Source organism: Mesorhizobium sp. L-8-3, assembly GCF_016756615.1.
In the GTDB taxonomy this organism is placed as follows: domain Bacteria; phylum Pseudomonadota; class Alphaproteobacteria; order Rhizobiales; family Rhizobiaceae.
This window is the reverse complement of sequence record NZ_AP023262.1, coordinates 3787547-3806017: the sequence shown is the minus strand read 5'-3', so window position 1 is coordinate 3806017 and position 18471 is coordinate 3787547. Positions and strand designations below refer to the sequence as shown.

Annotated in this window: 18 protein-coding genes; 10 read left to right on the top strand and 8 right to left on the bottom strand. The window is 64.9% G+C overall.

From position 1 onward, the window contains the following. The first annotated feature begins 55 nt into the window (after positions 1-55). Positions 56-718: a hypothetical protein gene (locus JN302_RS17800; protein WP_202333929.1), complete on the top strand. Its 663-nt coding sequence runs from the start codon at positions 56-58 to the stop codon at positions 716-718. Between the two features lie 776 nt (positions 719-1494). Here JN302_RS17800 and JN302_RS17795 read toward each other — a convergent pair. Beyond that, entirely contained in the window at positions 1495-1770 is a 276-nt protein-coding gene (locus JN302_RS17795) for a hypothetical protein (RefSeq protein WP_202333928.1), read from the bottom strand. Positions 1771-1821: 51 nt separating this feature from the next. Between JN302_RS17795 and JN302_RS17790 the strand changes: the two genes are divergently transcribed. Continuing rightward, positions 1822-2001 (top strand): hypothetical protein, encoded by a 180-nt coding sequence (locus JN302_RS17790; RefSeq protein ID WP_202333927.1) that lies wholly within the window; start codon positions 1822-1824, stop codon positions 1999-2001. A 37-nt stretch (positions 2002-2038) separates the two neighbouring features. Further along, positions 2039-2614: a hypothetical protein gene (locus JN302_RS17785; protein WP_202333926.1), complete on the top strand. Its 576-nt coding sequence runs from the start codon at positions 2039-2041 to the stop codon at positions 2612-2614. Positions 2615-2783: 169 nt separating this feature from the next. Here the strand turns inward: JN302_RS17785 and JN302_RS17780 are convergent, their stop codons facing one another. The 3 genes from JN302_RS17780 to JN302_RS17770 form a co-directional block, all read right to left on the bottom strand. Next, positions 2784-3155 (bottom strand): hypothetical protein, encoded by a 372-nt coding sequence (locus tag JN302_RS17780; protein ID WP_202333925.1) that lies wholly within the window; start codon positions 3153-3155, stop codon positions 2784-2786. 164 nt (positions 3156-3319) lie between these two features. Beyond that, positions 3320-3733: a ketosteroid isomerase-related protein gene (locus JN302_RS17775; RefSeq protein ID WP_202313815.1), complete on the bottom strand. Its 414-nt coding sequence runs from the start codon at positions 3731-3733 to the stop codon at positions 3320-3322. A gap of 31 nt (positions 3734-3764) precedes the next feature. Next, positions 3765-4211 carry a YcgN family cysteine cluster protein gene (locus JN302_RS17770; RefSeq protein ID WP_202333924.1) on the bottom strand — a complete coding sequence of 149 codons (447 nt, stop codon included), beginning with the start codon at positions 4209-4211 and terminating at the stop codon, positions 3765-3767. 178 nt (positions 4212-4389) lie between these two features. On the opposite strand from JN302_RS17770, the gene JN302_RS17765 reads away from it, so the two are divergent. Next, positions 4390-6504 (top strand): OmpA family protein, encoded by a 2115-nt coding sequence (locus tag JN302_RS17765; protein ID WP_202333923.1) that lies wholly within the window; start codon positions 4390-4392, stop codon positions 6502-6504. Positions 6505-6686: 182 nt separating this feature from the next. Further along, entirely contained in the window at positions 6687-7217 is a 531-nt protein-coding gene (locus JN302_RS17760; protein WP_202313812.1) for a TIGR00645 family protein, read from the top strand. Positions 7218-7592: 375 nt separating this feature from the next. Here the strand turns inward: JN302_RS17760 and JN302_RS17755 are convergent, their stop codons facing one another. Further along, the gene (locus tag JN302_RS17755) at positions 7593-8462 is read right to left on the bottom strand and encodes an SDR family oxidoreductase (protein ID WP_202314818.1); all 870 of its coding nucleotides are present in this window, start codon (positions 8460-8462) and stop codon (positions 7593-7595) included. A 190-nt stretch (positions 8463-8652) separates the two neighbouring features. Here JN302_RS17755 and JN302_RS17750 point away from each other — a divergent pair, with 190 nt between their 5' ends. Together JN302_RS17750 and JN302_RS17745 are read left to right on the top strand one after the other, a co-directional pair. Beyond that, positions 8653-9684: a hydroxyacid dehydrogenase gene (locus tag JN302_RS17750; RefSeq protein ID WP_202313811.1), complete on the top strand. Its 1032-nt coding sequence runs from the start codon at positions 8653-8655 to the stop codon at positions 9682-9684. A gap of 84 nt (positions 9685-9768) precedes the next feature. Further along, entirely contained in the window at positions 9769-10524 is a 756-nt protein-coding gene (locus JN302_RS17745; RefSeq protein WP_202313810.1) for a metallophosphoesterase family protein, read from the top strand. A gap of 10 nt (positions 10525-10534) precedes the next feature. Here JN302_RS17745 and JN302_RS17740 read toward each other — a convergent pair whose 3' ends face one another. Continuing rightward, a complete protein-coding gene (locus JN302_RS17740; protein ID WP_202333922.1) occupies positions 10535-11149 on the bottom strand; it encodes a hypothetical protein in 615 nt (204 codons plus the stop codon). 67 nt (positions 11150-11216) lie between these two features. Beyond that, the gene (locus JN302_RS17735; RefSeq protein WP_202313808.1) at positions 11217-12392 is read right to left on the bottom strand and encodes an MFS transporter; all 1176 of its coding nucleotides are present in this window, start codon (positions 12390-12392) and stop codon (positions 11217-11219) included. 142 nt (positions 12393-12534) lie between these two features. On the opposite strand from JN302_RS17735, the gene JN302_RS17730 reads away from it, so the two are divergent. Continuing rightward, positions 12535-12870: an ArsR/SmtB family transcription factor gene (locus tag JN302_RS17730; RefSeq protein ID WP_202333921.1), complete on the top strand. Its 336-nt coding sequence runs from the start codon at positions 12535-12537 to the stop codon at positions 12868-12870. On the opposite strand, the gene JN302_RS17725 is transcribed toward JN302_RS17730, so the two are convergent. After that, positions 12867-13469: a TetR/AcrR family transcriptional regulator gene (locus JN302_RS17725; RefSeq protein WP_244846433.1), complete on the bottom strand. Its 603-nt coding sequence runs from the start codon at positions 13467-13469 to the stop codon at positions 12867-12869. The two genes, JN302_RS17730 and JN302_RS17725, sit on opposite strands and share 4 nt — an antisense overlap. Positions 13470-13720: 251 nt before the next feature. Here JN302_RS17725 and JN302_RS17720 point away from each other — a divergent pair, with 251 nt between their 5' ends. After that, the gene (locus JN302_RS17720; protein WP_202333920.1) at positions 13721-14731 is read left to right on the top strand and encodes an NAD(P)-dependent oxidoreductase; all 1011 of its coding nucleotides are present in this window, start codon (positions 13721-13723) and stop codon (positions 14729-14731) included. Between the two features lie 228 nt (positions 14732-14959). Continuing rightward, entirely contained in the window at positions 14960-18439 is a 3480-nt protein-coding gene (gene carB / locus JN302_RS17715; RefSeq protein ID WP_202333919.1) for a carbamoyl-phosphate synthase large subunit, read from the top strand. Positions 18440-18471 lie beyond the last annotated feature (32 nt).

Here is an 18471-nt window from a genome sequence, read left to right as displayed (position 1 = left end):
CTTGAATGAAACTCCCATCGAGAGCAATCATCGCGGACTGATCTCAAAGGGAAGCTTGGGCGAATTGTTCGTTCAGGCAACACTTTCCTGTTGTTTTCTCATCGACGATGTCATTCGAACTACCGGCCAGACCTCGTCTACGCCGTCGCAGATGGTGAGCGATCTCGGAGCGCGGATCATCAACATGGCCGGCGGTGGCGGCCGTGCGATCTCCTGCGGATATTGGTCCCTCGCCACACATGCACTTCGGGATTTGGTCGAAACTGGTCAGCTCCTTGAGCTATTCGAGGCGATGCCTAGCAAGGCGACAGAATGGAGCCAGACCGATCCGATGAAGCGCCACGGCGCCTTTGGCTTTAGCAAGGTAAAAGGCGATCTTGAGAAGCATAGAGGTAAAAGCGAGTTCTGGCAGGAGAGATTTAGCATCTATTCGAATCTTGGTTCGCATCCAAGTCGAGAGAGCTTGACTTTTAACTTAACGCCCCGCGGCAAAATGGTGGGGCCGACCTTCAATGAAGGGCGGTTCAAGTTGTGGCTGCGTGCGCTCGCAGGAGATACGATGGTGACAACGCGACAGTTCGTCAGGGCGTTTGACGCGACGTCAGGTCAAGCGCCCCTGAGCGTCCAACGACGCTTCCTGCACGCTACAGTAGAGGGCTTTCACAACCTCACCGAGCCCATTACCGAGTCCGACCTTTCGCTGTATTGGGTCCCGTGAGAGTTCCATGGACATCAACGACTTTCCCGGTGTCCCAGGGGCTGCAATCGCAGAGGGCGTCTGGCCGTGAATCCTTTTGAAGATCCTCGTGAAATGCGAGGCGTCAAACGTTTGAGTCCGTCCTCCGGGCCCACCAAATTTTTGGAACTACTACGAAGAATCACTGCGGACCCACGCCTTGTGGCCACCCCAATAAGGGCAGCCCACGGAACTGCACCTGTCGATTCGGCCAGCTGGAACCGATCAACTGACGACGCACAGCTTGGCGCGGCGCTTCATGGCGTCCCGCATCTGCTCGGGTACGTTCGCGGTGCGGCGGCGTCGGCTAACATCTGCTTCCTGTCAGCCTCGCGGACATACTCGTCGGTGACCAACTGTAAGGTGTTGTCCGTTGCGCCCATGATGGCGCGGGCCTGGAAGCCGATCGCGGCCAAGTAGATACCGAAGGGGCTGCGCAACCAGTGCCCTAAAATCCGCGCTGCCAAGCCAGATAGGGATTGCCGCCGCCCTTCTGGGTGAGCATGTCCGACCCGGGAGGGTAATATCCTACGCCGGTTATCGGAGCGTTTGCTCCCAGGCAGCCGGAAAGAACTAGCAAGGATAATATCATTAACCAGCGGTACATTTATTCTTCCATGACATGCTGCTGCAGCAACGTGGCTGCCGTCCGTGAGCTTGTCTCAATTGACCGAACCACGCAGCCTCCGTGTAGGAGTGAACAATGCGCGAGAGGCCGTCAAGGGCTACCGCTCCATCGGCGGTAAATCGCGCTTCGCTCACTGCCGCTTATGCCGAGATCGTCGCAGCACCCAGACGGCGACGTCACCGGCCTCGCGATACGAGGCGCAACTCGGTTCTCCGATCTCGGGCATGGCGTCGATCGGCATGATGGAGTGGCCGCGTAGCTTGGCGAGGCGCTCTGCCGTCGGGATGAACCAGGATGCTGCGGTGCCGGCGTGAGGCTCAACAACGATCTGTTCTGCAACAATTGATTCTGTCGATAGCGCCTTGCCGCCACGGCGCGCGCCCCCATCCTTGTCGATAAACGCCAAGTGTGATTTCTTCTCTCGGGCGCATGAACCTCGCGCCCTCTGGGGGGATAAATGAACAACCCGAAAGTAACCGCGGCGATCAGCGGAGCCGTAGCGCTCTATCTCGCGTTTTCGATCTTTGGCGCAAGCGAGGCGCCCAGTTCGACCTTGAGCACCATGAACTGGGTATTTCTTGTTCTGGCTCTCATCGCGTGCGTCGGTTCCATCTACAAAATAACGAAGGGCGGCTAGTCCGACGAGCTTGGCGTCTATTCTGATGGAGAGTGGAATGGCTGCGCGTTCTGCTTTTGCTGCCCTTGTTGCGCTTGTGGTTTTCGGGGCGACCTATCACGCGATGGCAGACGAGAAAATCCTTCGGGCAATGTCATCATTGATTTCGGCGGCTCCACCATCACAATCATTGCCCGGCAATATGGTCAACGGCAGCCTGGTAGTTGAGAACCGGTCGGATGCATCATCGTTCGTGGGAGTGTTTGCTCCCGGACCCGGGCTGTGCATCGTTCGTCTGCACAGCATAAGGCAGTCACAAAACGACTGGGCGGAATCCGGCACCATTGCGTTTGATTTCACAAAGATCAAACAGGTGCGCTGGCTGTCCGACACGGACGACCTTGCATCCGCGCCATCGCGGTCAACGGATGCCCCCGAAGTGCGAACCGTCGCCATCGATGCAGAAACGCCGTGGCTCTGCCGCGATATCGTCTATCTTGCGACGGCCAAGCCGGCGTTCGCATCGACCTGTTACAAAACCTGGACGGTTGCTGTACCGACGCCTGCAGACAGGGCCGCAGCGGCCAACGCGATCGAACTCGTCGAGAAATCCTGTGTCGCCACAAAGCAATAGCGAGGCGGCTGCGCGGCTTCTTGCCGAGATTGGCCTTCCCCCCAATACGGTGCCGCGGCGGCACGGTGAAGACCCATGCCGCCGCGGAGCCCCCTTGCCCGACATCAGACATGGTGGGAAACCGGCCAGGCCGACTCGCGTTCCGATGTCATGACGCCGTCACGCGATCTCAGCCGATGATCGGGCAGCTCGGCGAACGGCCGAACGTTACCCGGATGCGTTCGCCGCGCGAGCGGCCGCGCACGGTGATCGAACGGCGGTTCACGTCCTCGATCCGGGCGCGGCGCACGCCCATGCGCTCTGCCTTCCACAGCGCGCGGTCGGGTGAGCAGCGATGGGCCCGCCAGTCGCGGCGTTCGCGCCATTCATGGCGTTCACGCCAGCGGTCGTCGCGCCAGTCGCGATAGCCGTCGCGCACCTCGACGCCCACACCGCCGCCACCGAAATTGAGATAGAGCCCGTCGGCCTGGGCGGGAGCGGCGGCAATGGCTCCGAGGCCGATGGCGATACCGAGCGCGGCGATCTTGAGTTTGCTGAGCATTCTTCTCTCCTGTTGGCGGATCGTTCGGGTCTTCCGCCGAAGCGATGGCCGCAAGATGGCATTGCCTGGCTGAACGGTTCGGGAACCGGCCGTTCATCTGGCGTTCATTCAGTCGAGCGGCGGCCGGATCGGTCGCAGCAGGATTTATTGAGGAAACGGGATCGTCAGGCCCTGGAAAGCTGCGCCTTCCAGGCGGCGAGATCGCGATATTCGGTGATGCGGGACATCAGCCCGTCGTCGATCTCGAAAAAGACGCCGGCAAGCAGCGAATAGGATTGGCCGTTCGCGTCGGGAAAACCTTGCCGCGTCGAGACATAGCTGCCGCGCAAGGTGAATTCGGCCGCGGCGCGTCCTCCGCCCGGCGCAATCATCACGACCAGATCCGACGCCTGTTCGCGAAAGTGCCGGGCCCTCATGCCGAGATACCAGCGGAACTTGTCCTTGCCGATCTCCCGCCCCTGTTCTTCGGCATCGTGGGTCAGATCGTCGGCAACACAGGCGAGCATGCCGTCGTGATCGCCTGCGTTGAAGGCGCGGAAGTAGCGTTCGATCAATGCCCTGGCGGAAGTCTCGCTCATCCCGGTTCTCCTGTCGCAGCGCCGACGGCGGCTATGGCTCGAATTCCAGCATGTGGTCGAAATAGTCTTCCGGCTCGGCCAGATCGCTCTCGCAGGCCGTGACGCGGCCGCGGACCGAAATGCCGGCCTGGTGCACCGTCTCCGGACTTCCCGAAACCAGCCTGTGCCACCAGTAGAGATCCCTGCCTTCCGCCACCAGCCGATAGGCGCAGGTGCTCGGCAGCCAGCTGATCGTGCGCACATTCTGAGGCGTCAGCCCGACGCAGTCGGCGACCTTCTTCAGACGGTTGGCGTAGTCGGTGCAGCGGCAGGCGCCCGAATCGAACAGCCGGCAGGCCACCGTCGTCCAATAGATCTCGCCGGTATCCTCGTCCTCGAGTTTCGAGAGACAGCATTTGCCGCAGCCGTCGCAGAGCGATTCCCATTCCGTCGGGGTCATCTGCTCCAGTGTCTTGGTTTTCCAGAACGGCGCTTCCATGACAAGGGTTTGGCGCTTGCCATCCCTGGGGTCAAGCCCTTTGCGCCCCTTACGGCGAGACTAGGCTTTCCGCCGCAATAGAGCCGGGAATTTGCCCAGCAAAGGCCGTATTGCGGCCGGCCAGGAACCAATTTGCCGTGTTGATGGTTCCCCCGGCGAAGGGGCCAGGAGAAAGCCGATGAAACGACAAACCCGGATTCTGGCAAGCACGGCGATCAGTCTTCTGATGGCCGGCGAAGCCTTTAGCGCGAGCCTGGCGAGCGCCCGTCAGGTTTCCACCACCTCCGGAGATGTGATCCTGGCGCAAGCCGAGAATCCGTCCGAGCAGCGTCAGCGCAGAAAACAGCAAGCTGAAGAAGCGCCCGAGGGCCGGGCGCCCGCCGAGGCCGGTGCGTCGGAAGAACAGCGGCCGCGCAAGAAGCAGCAGGCCGAGGAAGCCCCCGCACGCAGGGCCCCGGCCCAGGCCGAGGCGGCCGAGGAACAGCGGCCGCGCAAGAAGCAGCAAGCCGAGGAAGCTCCCGCACGCAGGGCACCGGCACAAGCCGAGGCGCCCGACGAACAGCGGCCGCGCAAGAAGCAGCAGGCCGAGGAAGCTCCCGCACGCAGGGCACCGGCACAAGCCGAGGCGCCCGAGGAACAGCGGCCGCGCAAGAAGCAGCAAGCCGAGGAGGCGCCCGCACGCAGGGCCCCGGCACAGGCCGAAGCACCCGAGGAACAGCGGCCGCGCAAGAAGCAGCAAGCCGAGGAAGCCCCCGCACGCAGGGCACCGGCACAGGCCGAGGCGCCCGAGGAACAGCGGCCGCGCAAGAAGCAGCGTGCCGCAGAAGCACCAGCACGCAGGGCGCCGGCACAGGCCGAGGCGCCCGACGAACAGCGGCCGCGTCGGAAAGAGCAGGCTGAGGAGACCCCCGCACGCAGGGCGCCGGCCGAGGCCGAAGTGCCCGAAGAGCAGCGTCCGCGTCGGAAGGAGCAGGCCAAGGAAGCGCCCGAGCAACGCGCGCCAACCGAGGCGGAAGGCCAGCCGGAGGAGGTCCGGCCGGGCCGGCCGCAGCGTGCCGTGAGGGAACAGGCGCCGGAAGAGGCGCCTGCCGGCGAGCCGCCCGTCAGCGTCGGCGCGGAACGGCCGCAGGGCGAGGCCCCCGTGCTCGACAGCCGGAAGCGCCCAGAACGTCCGCCTGAGGACGGCGAACGTGCGCGCGAGCAGCCCCCGGAAGGCCCGGCCGAAGCGGCTCGCCCAGGCGAACCCGAGCAACCGCAGCAGCGTGAGCGTCAGGTCCGACGGGCGCGCCCGGAACGGCAGTTCGAGCCGCCGACCGACGACGACGCAGCTCAGGCCGACATCCGCAGACCTGCCGAATTCGCGCCCGTCACCGAAGAGGAAGGCCAGCGCATCCGTCGGCGGCCGGAAGATCCGGTCCGGGAGCGGCCACGCGACGCGCGTGTGGTGCGCGAGATGGGCGACCGCGTGCTTCTCGAAGTCGACGACCAGATCTTCGTCGAGAGCAATGACCGGCCCCGGATCGCGCGCGACGCCCGCGAAGTCTATTACGAGGAACTGCCGAGAGGCAGGACCCGCGAGGTGATCGTGCGCCCCGACGGCACGCGCATCGTGACGATCCGCGACCGCTACGGCGACGTCATACGCCGATCGAGGATCGCTCAGGACGATCGCGAATATGTGCTCGTTTATGTGGAGGACGAATATTACGACCGCGTCGGCGAATGGCGCGATCCCGGTCTCGACTTGCCGCCGCTGGAACTCACGATCCCCGTGGAGGAATACATCCTCGACGCCGAATATGTGGAGGACCCCGAAGTCTACTACACTTTCCTCGAACAACCGCCGGTGGAGCGCGTGGAGCGCTATTATTCGATCGATGAGGTGAAACGTTCGGCGCGCATCCGCGACAAGGTCAGGCGCATCGATCTCGACACGATCACCTTCGACTTCGGCTCGGCCTCGATCCCCGAGAGCGAGATCACGCGGCTTGAAGGCGTGGCACAGGCGATGGAACGGCTGTTGCAGGAGAACCCTGCAGAAACCTTCCTGATCGAGGGGCACACCGACGCTGTCGGCTCGAACCTCGCCAATCTCGCTTTGTCGGACCGCCGGGCCGAAGCCGTCGCCGAGGCGCTCACCAACGTCTTTGCGATCCCGCCGGAGAATCTGGCGCCCCAGGGTTATGGCGAACAGTATCTGAAGGTGGACACGCAGGCACCGGAGCGTGAGAACCGCCGCGTCGCCATCCGCCGGATCACGCCGCTGGTGGCACCTGTCGCCAGCGCGCAATAAATGCCGTTTCGCCACGGAAGCGCCGCAGAGCGCTGCTAGGAGGCAGCTTCCCTGCCCCGTCCCCCGGCCCGGGGGATGGGCACTGGCCCGGCCGGTGTAGCCGCCGGCCGGGCTGCCTTTTTCCTTGCGTCGACTAGCCTTCCGCTGACATAGGGTGCGCGTCGCTCACCCGGAACCGATGCATGAAACGTCTCGAACTCCTGATCGAATCCATCATCCTCGCCTCGCGCTGGCTGCTGGTGGCCTTCTATCTCGGCCTGGGCCTCGCCTTGGCGGTCTATGCCGTCACCTTCGGCAAGAAGCTCTTCGAATTCACCACGTCGGCCTTCACGCTGGCCGATGCCGACACCATCCTGAAGATGCTCGGGCTGATCGACGCCGCGCTGGTGGCCAGCCTCGTCGTGATGGTGATCATCTCCGGCTACGAGAATTTCGTCAGCCGCTTCGATGAACACGAGGGGGAAGTCCACTGGCTCGGAACGATCGATGTCGGCTCGCTCAAGATCAAGGTCGCCTCGACGATCGTCGCCATCTCCTCGATCCACCTGCTCCAGGTCTTCCTCAACCACGCAAGCTTCACGACGACGCAGCTCATGTGGCTGACCATCATGCATCTGGCTTTTGTCGTGTCGGCACTGATGCTGGCCTATATCGACAGGCTGACCGGGCTTGCGAAGAGCGCCAAGAAGGGCTCGGCGGGACCAGACCTGTAGGGTGTCAAACGCGCCGCGGGAAACGATCCATTCACTCTTCCGTTCCCGCCTTTACGCGTCGGCGCTGCCTGAGACGGACACGCCGAATCCAGTCCGATGGGCCGCCCCTCGGGGCGAACCAAGTCGTTCTGCCTCGGGCTGACATTCGGGGCCGCCGGGCGCGCCCGGGACTTGCTCGACGGGCGAGCCGGCGCCGGCCCGCTACAGCGTGCTGCGTGAAAACGGAGGCTTCTGTGAGGTCCGCTCCCAGACCAGCGCGACCGTTGCGCCCGCGGACCTCACAGAAGCCTCCGGATTCACACAAACACGCTGCAGGTTTTTGATTTGACGCGTGTCTTTGTCCCGAAACCGGTACCCACTTTCGGGAGACATGCTTTAGCCGAATGCCTTCGCGACCTTCGTCGGCACCTTCTCGAACACCTCGTCGGGCACGAAGAAGTCGGCGCCGAGCGGGCCCTTCGCGTCGGGTGCATAGACGGAGAAGTCGGTTACACCGGCCTCGCGCAGCACCAGTTCGTCGATGAAGAAATTGCCCGTGCACTCCCGCGACGGCCTGGTGAGAACGGCATGGGCCGCATCGGCCATGATCTCGGGCAAACGGCTCATGGCCGCAAGGCCGGCGCCGCCGAGAAGGTTGCGCACGGCGGCCGTGTCGATAGCCGTCAGCGGCCACAACGAGTTGACGGCGATGCCGTCCTTGGCGAATTCCGCGCTCATGCCCAGCGTGCACATGGACATGCCGAACTTGGCCATCGTGTAGGCGACGTGGTTCTTGAACCATTTCGCTTCCATGTCGAGCGGCGGCGCCAGATTCAGGATGTGAGGGTTCTTCGCTAACTTCAGGTGCGGAATACACATTTTCGACACGAGGAATGTTCCGCGCGTGTTGATCTGATGCATGAGGTCGTAACGCTTCATGTCGGTTTCGAGCGTGCCGGTGAGCTGGATCGCGCTGGCATTGTTGATGCAGATGTCGATGCCGCCGAAGGTCTCGACGGTCTTGCTCACGGCCTCCGCCACCTGGCTCTCGTCGCGTATGTCGCAGATCACCGGGAGCGCCTTGCCGCCCGCCTTCTCGATCTCTTCCGCAGCGGTGTAGATCGTTCCGGGCAGCTTCGGATGCGGCTCCGCCGTCTTGGCCGCGATCGTCACATTGGCGCCGTCACGCGCGGCCCGCAACGCGATGGCGAGGCCGATGCCGCGCGAACCGCCTGAAATGAACAGCGTCTTGCCTTCGAGCGACATGGCAGCCTCCTCCTTCTCTTCCTGAACCGGCATCGATCCTCGCGCGACCGGCGGCCATGCGCAAGGGCGGTGCAAGATCATATGCCCGGGAACTTCGTTACACTCGCCGCGGAATTTGCGAGCTTGCCAGCCGCCACGCAAGACGCTCATCTGTCCGCATGGCGAACCCTTTGCAGATGCCGGAGGAACCATGTCCGAGCTCGACCTGCCCCTGGTGATCGGTGCACCCGCGCCGCGCTCGCTCGACCTCGTCTTCGGCGACGCGGCGCGTGAAAGGCTCCACCGGAACTACGCGGTCGTCGAGGCCGATCCGGCTGAAATCGGCGCTCTCGACCCACAGCACCTTGCCGCCTCGCGCTACATCATCGGGCAACCGCCCTTGTCCGCAGAAACGCTTGCCCGCATGACGTCGCTGCGCGCCATCTTCAACGTCGAGACAAACCTCCTCGACAACATGCCTTATGAAGTTCTCTTCCAGCGCGGCATCCATGTGCTGACGACAGGCGCGGTGTTCGCCGAACCGGTCGCCGAGCTCGGCCTCGCTCTCGCCCTCAGCCTGGCACGTGGCGTCGTCGATGCCGATATCGCCTTCAGGAAGGGCGAGGAACTCTGGGGCGGCGACGGCAACCGCAGGGCCCGGCTGCTCTCGGGTTCCGATATCGGCATCATCGGCTTCGGCGACCTCGGCAAGGCGCTGAACCGCCTGTTGTCGGGCTTCCGTGCCAATGTCAGGGTGTTCGATCCATGGCTGCCGCCGTCGCTGCTTGCCGAGCACGGCGTACGGCCGGCGTCGCTCGACGAGGTCCTGTCGCAAAGCGATTTCATCTTCGTGGTCGCATCGGTGACCAGCGACAACGAGGGCTTCCTCGGCGCCGAGGCCTTTGCGCGCATGCGCCGGGGCGCCGCCTTCATCCTGCTGAGCCGGGCCGGCGTGGTGGATTTCCCGGCGCTGCTGGCCGCCGTCGAGCACGGTCATATCCAGGCCGCGAGCGATGTCTTCCCCGAAGAGCCGCTTCCGCTCGACCACCCCGTGCGGGCAATGCCCGGCTTCCTGCGCTCCGCCCATCGCGCGGGCGCGCTCGACGTCGCGTTCAAGCGCATGGGCGACATGGTGCTGGAGGATATGGAACTGATGGACCGCGGCCTTCCGCCGATGCGCTGCAAGCGGGCCGAGCGCGAGACAGTGTCGCGCATGCGTTCCAGACCGGTCGACCGGAACTGACACGCGCCTGCCGCCAAGGGGAACGCAGGCCGTTGACCGAAGCCGGTGCCGTTGCTGATATGTGTCCTGTAATTGGAGACAGTCATGCGGATCGCCGTCATCGCCGACATCCACGGCAACATTCTCGCCCTCGAGGCGGTGCTCCACGATCTCGCCAGGCGTGGCGGTGCCGACCTCGTTGTCAATCTTGGCGACTGCGTCTCCGGTCCGCTCTGGCCTCGGGAAACAGCGGAAAGGCTGGAAAAGCTGGCCTTCCCGACCGTGCGTGGCAACCATGACCGTCGCGTCGCGTCCGATCCGCTTGCCGAGATGGGACCGTGGGACCGGTTTGCCCATGACCAGCTGACGCCGATGCAGCGCGCTGCACTTCTTGCCTTGCCGACGACCCTCGTCGTTGCGCCTGGTGTTCTGGCCTTCCATGCCCGGCCCGATCACGACGAGCGCTATCTCACCGAAGCGATCGAAGACGGACGGCTCGTGCGTGCGCCGCTCGCCGTGATCGGCAAGCGGCTGAAGCGCCTGGAGCCGGCACACCGCATTCTGCTGTGCGGCCACAGCCACCGGACGGAACTGCTGAAGCTGCCCGACGGTCCCGTCCTTTTCAATCCGGGCAGCGTCGGCTGTCCGGCCTATGACGACCCGGACGAGCCCGCCCATGTTTCCGAACAGGGCTCGCCGCATGCCCGCTACGGGCTCGTCGAAATAGAGGACGCCGACGACCGTTTCGAGGCGATCGCCGTTGCCTACGACCATGAAGCCGCCGCCCGCCGCGCGGAAGAAAGTGGGAGGCCGGAATGGGCGCACGGTCTCAGGACCGGATTCATGCCGGCGAAGGTGTAGCCGCGTCCTGCTACCCGCGCTGCTCGGTCCCCTGCCCCTTGGAGAAGTTTCCGACGGCCTGCCTCATGGCGCGCCAGACACCTTCGTCATCGAGTTTCTGCAGCGGATAGTATGTCATGCTGAAGAAACTGATCGCCCCGACCTTGCGCCACCAGGCCGGTGCGCGCTCGACGTCGAGGCTCACGCGATGATGAAGCTCGCCCCGGCCGAAGCTGCCGTCTGCGAGATCCGCCCGTGCATAGAAGGTGTGAAGCGGCGTGCCGTCGTCGGCCACCAGCACGGCGGCGGCGCCGAAGCGGCGGTCGCCCAGCTTCTCCCGCGCGGTGAAATCGAACTGGATGGTCCCCTGCCCGTCCTCATCGACGCGCATGAAGGCCGAGCCCTCCCCGTCTTTTCCGTAACGCCATCGGAAGGTGAACCTCTCCGGCCCTTGAACCGACTGCACGACATTGTTGTAGGGCGGAGGCAGCGACCGGAAGGCGACGAGATCGCCCGTGGCTTTCTCGATCTCCACGACCATGTGACGGGGATTGTCCCGGTCGGGATAGAGAAGCCAGGCCGCAGCCGGCCCTGCCGCGAGCATATCGGCGGCGAACATAAGGGCACAGAACAGCGCGCTGCGCATGGGCAACCCATCCTTCGCCGGCAATCATCCCAGACAAGGAGCCTTGCTTCAAGCAACCGCGCGGCGATCACTCCGCCGGCGCGACGGCAACCGGCGAAGGACGGCTGACCCAGAGCATTACCAGCGCTGCCAGCGGGAAGGCGGCGGCCACGAGGCCCAGATCGGAGGGCGTCGCATATTCCAGGATGCGCCCGCCGACGACGGTGCCGAGCGCAATGCCGAAATAGAGCGCCGAGGCGTTGAGCGAGAGCGTCAGATGCGCGAGATCCGGCGCATAGCCGACGATGCGGCTCGCCTGGGCCGGCGGAAATGCCCAGCCGACAATTCCCCAGGGCACCATGAGGGCGATCAGAAGCGGCCCCGACACATCGTGCGGGAAGAGTTTGAGGACCAGCGCGAGCACGATGCAGATCGCCGTCGACATCAGCAGGGACAGCACCACCATGCGCGTCGCCCCGATGCGGTCGGCCACATAGCCGCTGGCCATGTTGCCGATGACCGCGCCGACGCCGAAGGCCAGCAACATGGCCGGCATCGCCAGACCGGGAAGGCCGGCACCGTCGATGGCGAGCGGCGCGAGATAGGAAATGATGGTGAAGCCGCCCGTCAGGTAAAGCAACGTGACGAGCAGCGACGGCAGGATGCCCGGGCGGCCGATGGCGGTCAGCCTTTCCCTGAGCGTGAGGCTGGTGCCCCGCACCCCGTGCGGCAGACGCATCCACAGGATCGCCGCGCAGGCGAAGCCCAGCAAGGCAATCGAAAGGAACGCACCTCGCCAGCCCCACAACGCGGCGATCAGCGAACCGGCCGGAGCCCCGAGCGCCACGGCGAAGGTCGTGCCGCCGACGACCACGGCGATGGCCCGCGCGCGATGGTCCGGCCCGGCCAGCGCGACCGCCGTCGCCTGGGCGGTCGCAGCGAAGAGCCCGGCCGCCATTCCCATCAGGATCTGCGCGGCGAGCAGCGTCTCGAATGACGAGCTCAGCGCGGCGCCCGCATTGCCCGCGACGAAGAACAGCATCGTCACGGCCAGAACGCGCCGCCTGTCGATGGCTCCCGCGAGCGCCGACAGGACCGGCGCGCCGACAGCGTAGGACAGCGAGAAGGCGGTGATGAGATAGCCGGCATGGGGAACGGAAATATGGGCGTCCCTGGCGATCGCCGGCAGCAGGCTCGAAAAGACGAAGCCCACCGTGCTCATCGCGAACGACCCGACCGCCAGCCAGACGAGGCGTCTGTCCATGGCACGCTCCTTAGTTCAATAATCATTGAACAATTGAACTTAATCGCTCCCCATGTCAATATGCCGTCTTCCGCCTCCCGACAGCCTCCTGTCAGCAGGAGCCGCTGTCGGAGGGGGCGCAGGTCTGTTGAGAGTACGAGCCATGTCGCTGCAGCATCCGACCATCGATCAGATCAGCCTGCCCAATGTGCTCGCCGTGCTTGGCGATGCGACGCGGCTTGCCGTCGTCCGCTATCTCGCGCGCAACGAAGGCGTGCCGATGAATTGCGGCCAATTCCTCGACTTCGGCTCCAAGACCAACCTCAGCTACCATCTCGCCAAGCTTCGCGAGGCCGGCATCACCCGCACCGAGATCGTCGGCACCAGCCGCCTCATCACCTTGCGGCGGGCCGAACTCGATCAGCGTTTTCCCGGACTGCTCGACAGCGTGATCGCGGCGGCTGACGACATCCCGATGCCTGCCCCCGAAATGGGCTAGCCAGCGGCCGTTCCGGGCGTGGCCGGCGCATAGCGTTCCAGCGTGCCAGTGAAGATCGCGGTCAGGGCGGCGACGGCTTCCTCGCGCGTGATACGGCCGGCAGCGGCATCCTGGGAGAGCGTCTCCCCGGCCCCGAGCAACCCGGCCAGGATCGCGTCGCCGTTGCTGTCGGGCAGGTCGACATAGGGCGACAGCGCGCTCCGATACTCGGCCATATGGCCCTCCCGCAGCGCCTGGCGATACTCGGCCATCTCCTCGGTGGCCGCAAGCGCGGCGAAGGCTGCACCCACCTCCGGCCCCATGGACAGCGCGCAGTCGAGATAGGCAGCGCTCAGGATGGCGACCACGTCGCGAAGCGAATTGCCTCCGGCAGCAAGTGCGGCGCGCTGCGCCTGCGTCTGCTCCTCATCATAGACGCCGCAGAGCGCCATCAGCAGGCCCGCCCTTGTGCCGAAATGCTCATAGGCGATCGGCTTGCTGACGCCTGCCCGTTCGGCGAGACGGCCAAGCGTCAGGGAAGCCGTCCCCTCCTCGCGCATGATCGAACGCGCGGTCTCCAGCAACTGCTCGCGACGATCGGCCTTCGCCAGCTTTTTCATCCTCGGTCCGCTCATCTGGAACGGTCTCTCATTTTTTTGAAGCGGCCGCTTGAACGCGGTTATCGCCAACACATATTACCAGTCGTAACTTACATATGGTAACTTACTCAGGTTAGCCGCTCTCAATATAGGAGAAAGCCGTGACAATTGAAGCCCGCGATCTCCATCCACGGAGCCGCGACATGTCCCGGCGATCCGGCCGGCGCTGAGACTTTTTCAACCCCAACATCACCTTCGACAGGAGTCCTGAAATGACGACCAACACACATAAGCCGGTGCTGATCATCGGCGGCTCGGGCATCGTCGGATCGACGGCCGCGAGGACACTGCGCCAGCTCTATCCCGAGTTGCCCATCACCATCGGCGGGCGCGATGTCGCCAAGGCGGAAGCAGTGGCGAAAGAGATCGGCAACGCCCGCGGCGTTGCCATCGATCTCGGCCGCGCCGACCTCGGGCTGCCGGCCGGCGAGTCCTTTGGCGCGGTCGTCCCCTTCCTGAAGGACGAGACCCTGAATTCCCTGAGATATGCGCAGGCGACGGGAGCCGGCTATCTCAGCATCTCTTCGGGCGTCTTCGAACTCGGGCCTGAGACCGCCTTCTATATCCACAAGCCCACGGCCGTGCCTGTCGTGATGGCCAGCAGCTGGCTCGCCGGCGTCGCGACCTTCCCGACGCTACGTTTCGCCAGGGAGTTCAGCCGCATCGACAGGATCGAGATCACCGCCGTGCTCGACGAGCAAGACATGGGCGGCCCGGCTGCTGCTGCCGATTTCGAGCGCCTGACCAGGACGGCGCCTCGGGCGCTCATCGTGAAGGACGGCAAGTTCGTCTGGGCGGCCGACGAGGACGCCTCGCGCACCGTCGTCACCGTCGACGGCGTGGAGACCAGGGCGATCGGCTATTCGCCTTTCGACGTGCTGAGCCTCGCGGCGGTGACCGATGCGAAGTCGATCCGCTTCGACCTGATCTATGGCGAGTCCGCCAACCGACGCCGGGGCGAGCATTTCTCGACGGAGACGATCATCGAGATCACAGGCGAGAACAAGGATGGAAGAACGGGATTGAGCCGCTACGAACTCTCCCATCCGCGCGGCCAGGCGCCGGTCACGGCCGTGGGCGTCACGCTCGGCATCGAGCGGCTGCTCGGACTCGACGGCAAGGCTCCGGCCGCTCCCGGCCTCTATCTTCCAGAGGTGCTGATCGACCCCGATCATGCGGTCAGGCGCTTCCAGGAGTTCGGCCTGCTCATTGCCGGGAAGTAGCATTCTCCAACAGACGGCGGGCTCTGCATCGCGGCGGCCCGCCACCTCTTTCGGCGCCTGCCTTCATCGCGATGTCGCAGCGCGGGAAAATCGTCCGACCGGGGGTTACATCGACCTTCGGCTTCCCCTATAAGGCGCGCCTAGCCAGAAGACAGAATTCCTCTTGCGCACCGGCCGGGCAAGCCCGTCCCGGCTTTTCGCGCGAGGCCCGAACGGACGAGCCCAGACATGCCGAAACGCACCGATATCAAGTCGATCCTGATCATCGGGGCCGGCCCCATCGTGATCGGCCAGGCCTGCGAATTCGACTATTCCGGCACGCAGGCCTGCAAGGCGTTGAAGGCCGAAGGCTACCGCGTCATCCTGGTCAACTCCAACCCGGCCACGATCATGACCGATCCCGAGCTGGCCGACGCCACCTATATCGAGCCGATCACCCCCGAAGTCGTGGCCAAGATCATCGCCAAGGAACGGCCCGACGCGCTGCTGCCGACCATGGGCGGCCAGACCGCGCTCAACACGGCGCTGTCGCTCAGGCGCATGGGCGTGCTCGACCGCTACAATGTAGAGATGATCGGCGCCGACGCCCATGCCATCGACAAGGCGGAGGACCGGGCGCTGTTCCGCGAGGCGATGCACAAGATCGGCCTGGAGACGCCGCGCTCCATGCTCGCCAACGCCACCGACGTGAAGGACGCCGACCGCAAGAAGCACGAGGCCGAGCGCGCCGCGCTGAAGGCGGAGAAGCCGGAAAATCTCGACGCCGCGCTCGACGCGCTGGAGACCCAGTGGAATCTCGGCGAAGGCGACCGCAAGCAGCGCTACATGTCGCATGCCATGGCCGTGGCCGCCCTGGCGCTCGACCATGTCGGACTGCCGGCGATCATCCGCCCCTCCTTCACGCTGGGCGGCACCGGCGGCGGCATCGCCTTCAACCGCTCCGAGTTCTTCGAGATCGTCGAGCGCGGGCTCGACGCCTCGCCGACGACCGAGGTGCTGATCGAGGAGAGCGTGCTCGGCTGGAAGGAATATGAGATGGAGGTCGTACGCGACAAGGCGGACAACTGCATCATCATCTGCTCGATCGAGAACATCGACCCGATGGGCGTGCATACGGGCGATTCCATCACCGTCGCCCCTGCCCTCACCTTGACGGACAAGGAATACCAGATCATGCGCAACGCCTCGATCGCGGTGTTGCGCGAGATCGGGGTGGAGACCGGCGGCTCGAACGTGCAGTTCGCGGTCAACCCCGACAACGGCCGCCTCGTCGTCATCGAGATGAATCCGCGCGTCTCGCGCTCCTCCGCGCTCGCCTCCAAGGCGACGGGCTTCCCCATCGCCAAGATCGCGGCCAAGCTCGCGGTCGGCTACACGCTCGACGAACTCGAGAACGACATCACCGGCGGCGCCACCCCGGCCTCCTTCGAGCCGTCGATCGACTATGTCGTCACCAAGATCCCGCGTTTCGCCTTCGAGAAGTTCCCCGGTGCGGAGCCGGTGCTGTCCACCGCCATGAAGTCGGTCGGCGAGGTCATGGCGATCGGCCGCACATTCCAGGAATCGCTGCAGAAGGCCCTGCGCGGCCTGGAGACCGGCCTCACCGGCCTCGACGAGATCGAGATTCCCGGCCTCGGCCATGGCGAGGACAAGAACGCGATCCGCGCAGCCCTCGGCACGCCGACGCCGGACCGGCTGCGCATGGTGGCGCAGGCGATCCGCATGGGCACCTCGCTCGAAGAGGTGCATCAGATGTGCCGGATCGACCCCTGGTTCCTCGAGCAGATCGGCGGCATCATCGCCATGGAGGCCCGCATCCGCGAGCACGGCCTGCCCGAGGATGCGGCCAATCTGAGGATGCTGAAGGCGATGGGCTTCTCCGACGCCCGCCTGGCCTCGCTCACCGGCAAGGATGCCGAGGACGTCGCGAAGCTGCGCGCCGGGCTCGACGTCCATCCCGTCTACAAGCGCATCGACACCTGCGCGGCCGAGTTCGCCTCGCCGACCGCCTATATGTACTCGACCTACGAGGTGCCTTTCGCGGGCCGGCTGGCCGACGAGGCCAAGGTCTCGGACCGCAAGAAGGTCGTCATTCTCGGCGGCGGCCCGAACCGGATCGGCCAGGGCATCGAGTTCGACTATTGCTGCTGCCATGCCGCCTTCGCGCTGCGCGAGGCGGACTATGAAGCCATCATGGTCAATTGCAATCCGGAGACCGTCTCCACCGACTACGACACCTCCGACAGGCTCTATTTCGAGCCCCTCACGGCGGAGGACGTGCTGGAGATCCTGCGGGCGGAGCAGGCGGCCGGCACGCTGCACGGCGTCATCGTTCAGTTCGGCGGCCAGACGCCGCTGAAGCTTGCCGACGCGCTGGAGAAGGCCGGTATCCCGATCCTCGGCACCTCGCCCGACGCGATCGACCTCGCCGAGGACCGCGACCGGTTCCAGAAGCTGCTGCAGAAGCTTTCGCTCACCCAGCCGAAGAACGGCATCGCCTATTCCGTCGAGCAGGCGCGGCTGGTGGCCGCCGAGCTGGGCTTCCCGCTGGTGGTGCGCCCCTCCTATGTGCTGGGCGGCCGCGCCATGCAGATCATCCACGACGAAAGCATGCTGCAGTCCTACCTGCTCGACACCGTGCCGGGCCTCGTGCCGGAGGACATCAAGCAGAAGTACCCGAACGACAAGACCGGCCAGATCAACACGCTGCTCGGCAAGAACCCGCTTCTGTTCGACACCTATCTGTCGGGCGCCATCGAGGTCGACGTCGACTGCCTGTGCGACGGGAAGGACACCTATGTCTCCGGCATCATGGAGCATATCGAGGAGGCCGGCATCCATTCCGGCGACAGCGCCTGCTCGCTGCCGGTCTATTCGCTCGACGACCGCCTCGTCGACGAACTGGAGCGGCAGACGGCCGCGCTCGCCCGCGCGCTCCATGTCGGCGGCCTCATGAACGTGCAATACGCCATCAAGGACGGAACGATCTTCGTGCTCGAGGTCAATCCGCGCGCCAGCCGCACCGTGCCCTTCGTGGCCAAGACCATCGGCCGCCCGATCGCCAAGATCGCGGCCCGCATCATGGCCGGCGAGAGCCTCGACGAAGCCTTCGCCCATTACGGCGACAAGCCGGACCCGCGCGCGCCCGGCCATATCGCCGTCAAGGAAGCCGTGTTCCCCTTCGCCCGCTTCCCCGGCGTCGACATCCTGCTCGGCCCGGAGATGAAGTCGACCGGCGAGGTGATGGGCCTCGACCGCGATTTCGCGCTGGCCTTCGCCAAGAGCCAGCTCGGCGCCGGCGTCGACCTGCCGCGTTCCGGCACGCTGTTCGTCTCGGTTCGCGACGCCGACAAGGCGGGCGTGCTGCCGTCGGTCAAGCGGCTGGCCGGTCTCGGCTTCAGGATCCTCGCGACATCAGGCACGGCGCGTTTCCTCAAGGAGAACGGCGTCGAAGCGGAGAAGATCAACAAGGTGCTGGAGGGCCGCCCGCATATCGAGGACGCGATCCGCAACCGCCAGGTCCAGATCGTCTTCAACACGACGGATGGGCAGAAGGCAGTGTCGGATTCCAAATCGCTCCGCCGCGCGACCCTGATGCAGAAGGTGCCCTATTACACGACGATGGCAGGTGCTGCCGCCGTGGCCGAGGCGATCGCCGCGCTCAAGGCGGGCAGCCTCGAGGTCAGGCCGCTGCAAGAATATTTGTAGGAGACAGAACGGCGCCAAGCACGGCGCCGCCA

Excerpts from the sequence above, each read along its gene's own strand:
- JN302_RS17790 (WP_202333927.1), top strand. The coding sequence starts at position 1,822 with ATGAACAACCCGAAAGTAACCGCGGCGATCAGCGGAGCCGTAGCGCTC.
- JN302_RS17785 (WP_202333926.1), top strand. The coding sequence starts at position 2,039 with ATGGCTGCGCGTTCTGCTTTTGCTGCCCTTGTTGCGCTTGTGGTTTTC.
- JN302_RS17780 (WP_202333925.1), bottom strand. The coding sequence starts at position 3,155 with ATGCTCAGCAAACTCAAGATCGCCGCGCTCGGTATCGCCATCGGCCTC.
- JN302_RS17775 (WP_202313815.1), bottom strand. The coding sequence starts at position 3,733 with ATGAGCGAGACTTCCGCCAGGGCATTGATCGAACGCTACTTCCGCGCC.
- JN302_RS17770 (WP_202333924.1), bottom strand. The coding sequence starts at position 4,211 with ATGGAAGCGCCGTTCTGGAAAACCAAGACACTGGAGCAGATGACCCCG.
- JN302_RS17765 (WP_202333923.1), top strand. The coding sequence starts at position 4,390 with ATGAAACGACAAACCCGGATTCTGGCAAGCACGGCGATCAGTCTTCTG.
- JN302_RS17760 (WP_202313812.1), top strand. The coding sequence starts at position 6,687 with ATGAAACGTCTCGAACTCCTGATCGAATCCATCATCCTCGCCTCGCGC.
- JN302_RS17755 (WP_202314818.1), bottom strand. The coding sequence starts at position 8,462 with ATGTCGCTCGAAGGCAAGACGCTGTTCATTTCAGGCGGTTCGCGCGGC.
- JN302_RS17750 (WP_202313811.1), top strand. The coding sequence starts at position 8,653 with ATGTCCGAGCTCGACCTGCCCCTGGTGATCGGTGCACCCGCGCCGCGC.
- JN302_RS17745 (WP_202313810.1), top strand. The coding sequence starts at position 9,769 with ATGCGGATCGCCGTCATCGCCGACATCCACGGCAACATTCTCGCCCTC.
- JN302_RS17740 (WP_202333922.1), bottom strand. The coding sequence starts at position 11,149 with ATGCGCAGCGCGCTGTTCTGTGCCCTTATGTTCGCCGCCGATATGCTC.
- JN302_RS17735 (WP_202313808.1), bottom strand. The coding sequence starts at position 12,392 with ATGGACAGACGCCTCGTCTGGCTGGCGGTCGGGTCGTTCGCGATGAGC.
- JN302_RS17730 (WP_202333921.1), top strand. The coding sequence starts at position 12,535 with ATGTCGCTGCAGCATCCGACCATCGATCAGATCAGCCTGCCCAATGTG.
- JN302_RS17725 (WP_244846433.1), bottom strand. The coding sequence starts at position 13,469 with ATGAAAAAGCTGGCGAAGGCCGATCGTCGCGAGCAGTTGCTGGAGACC.
- JN302_RS17720 (WP_202333920.1), top strand. The coding sequence starts at position 13,721 with ATGACGACCAACACACATAAGCCGGTGCTGATCATCGGCGGCTCGGGC.
- carB (WP_202333919.1), top strand. The coding sequence starts at position 14,960 with ATGCCGAAACGCACCGATATCAAGTCGATCCTGATCATCGGGGCCGGC.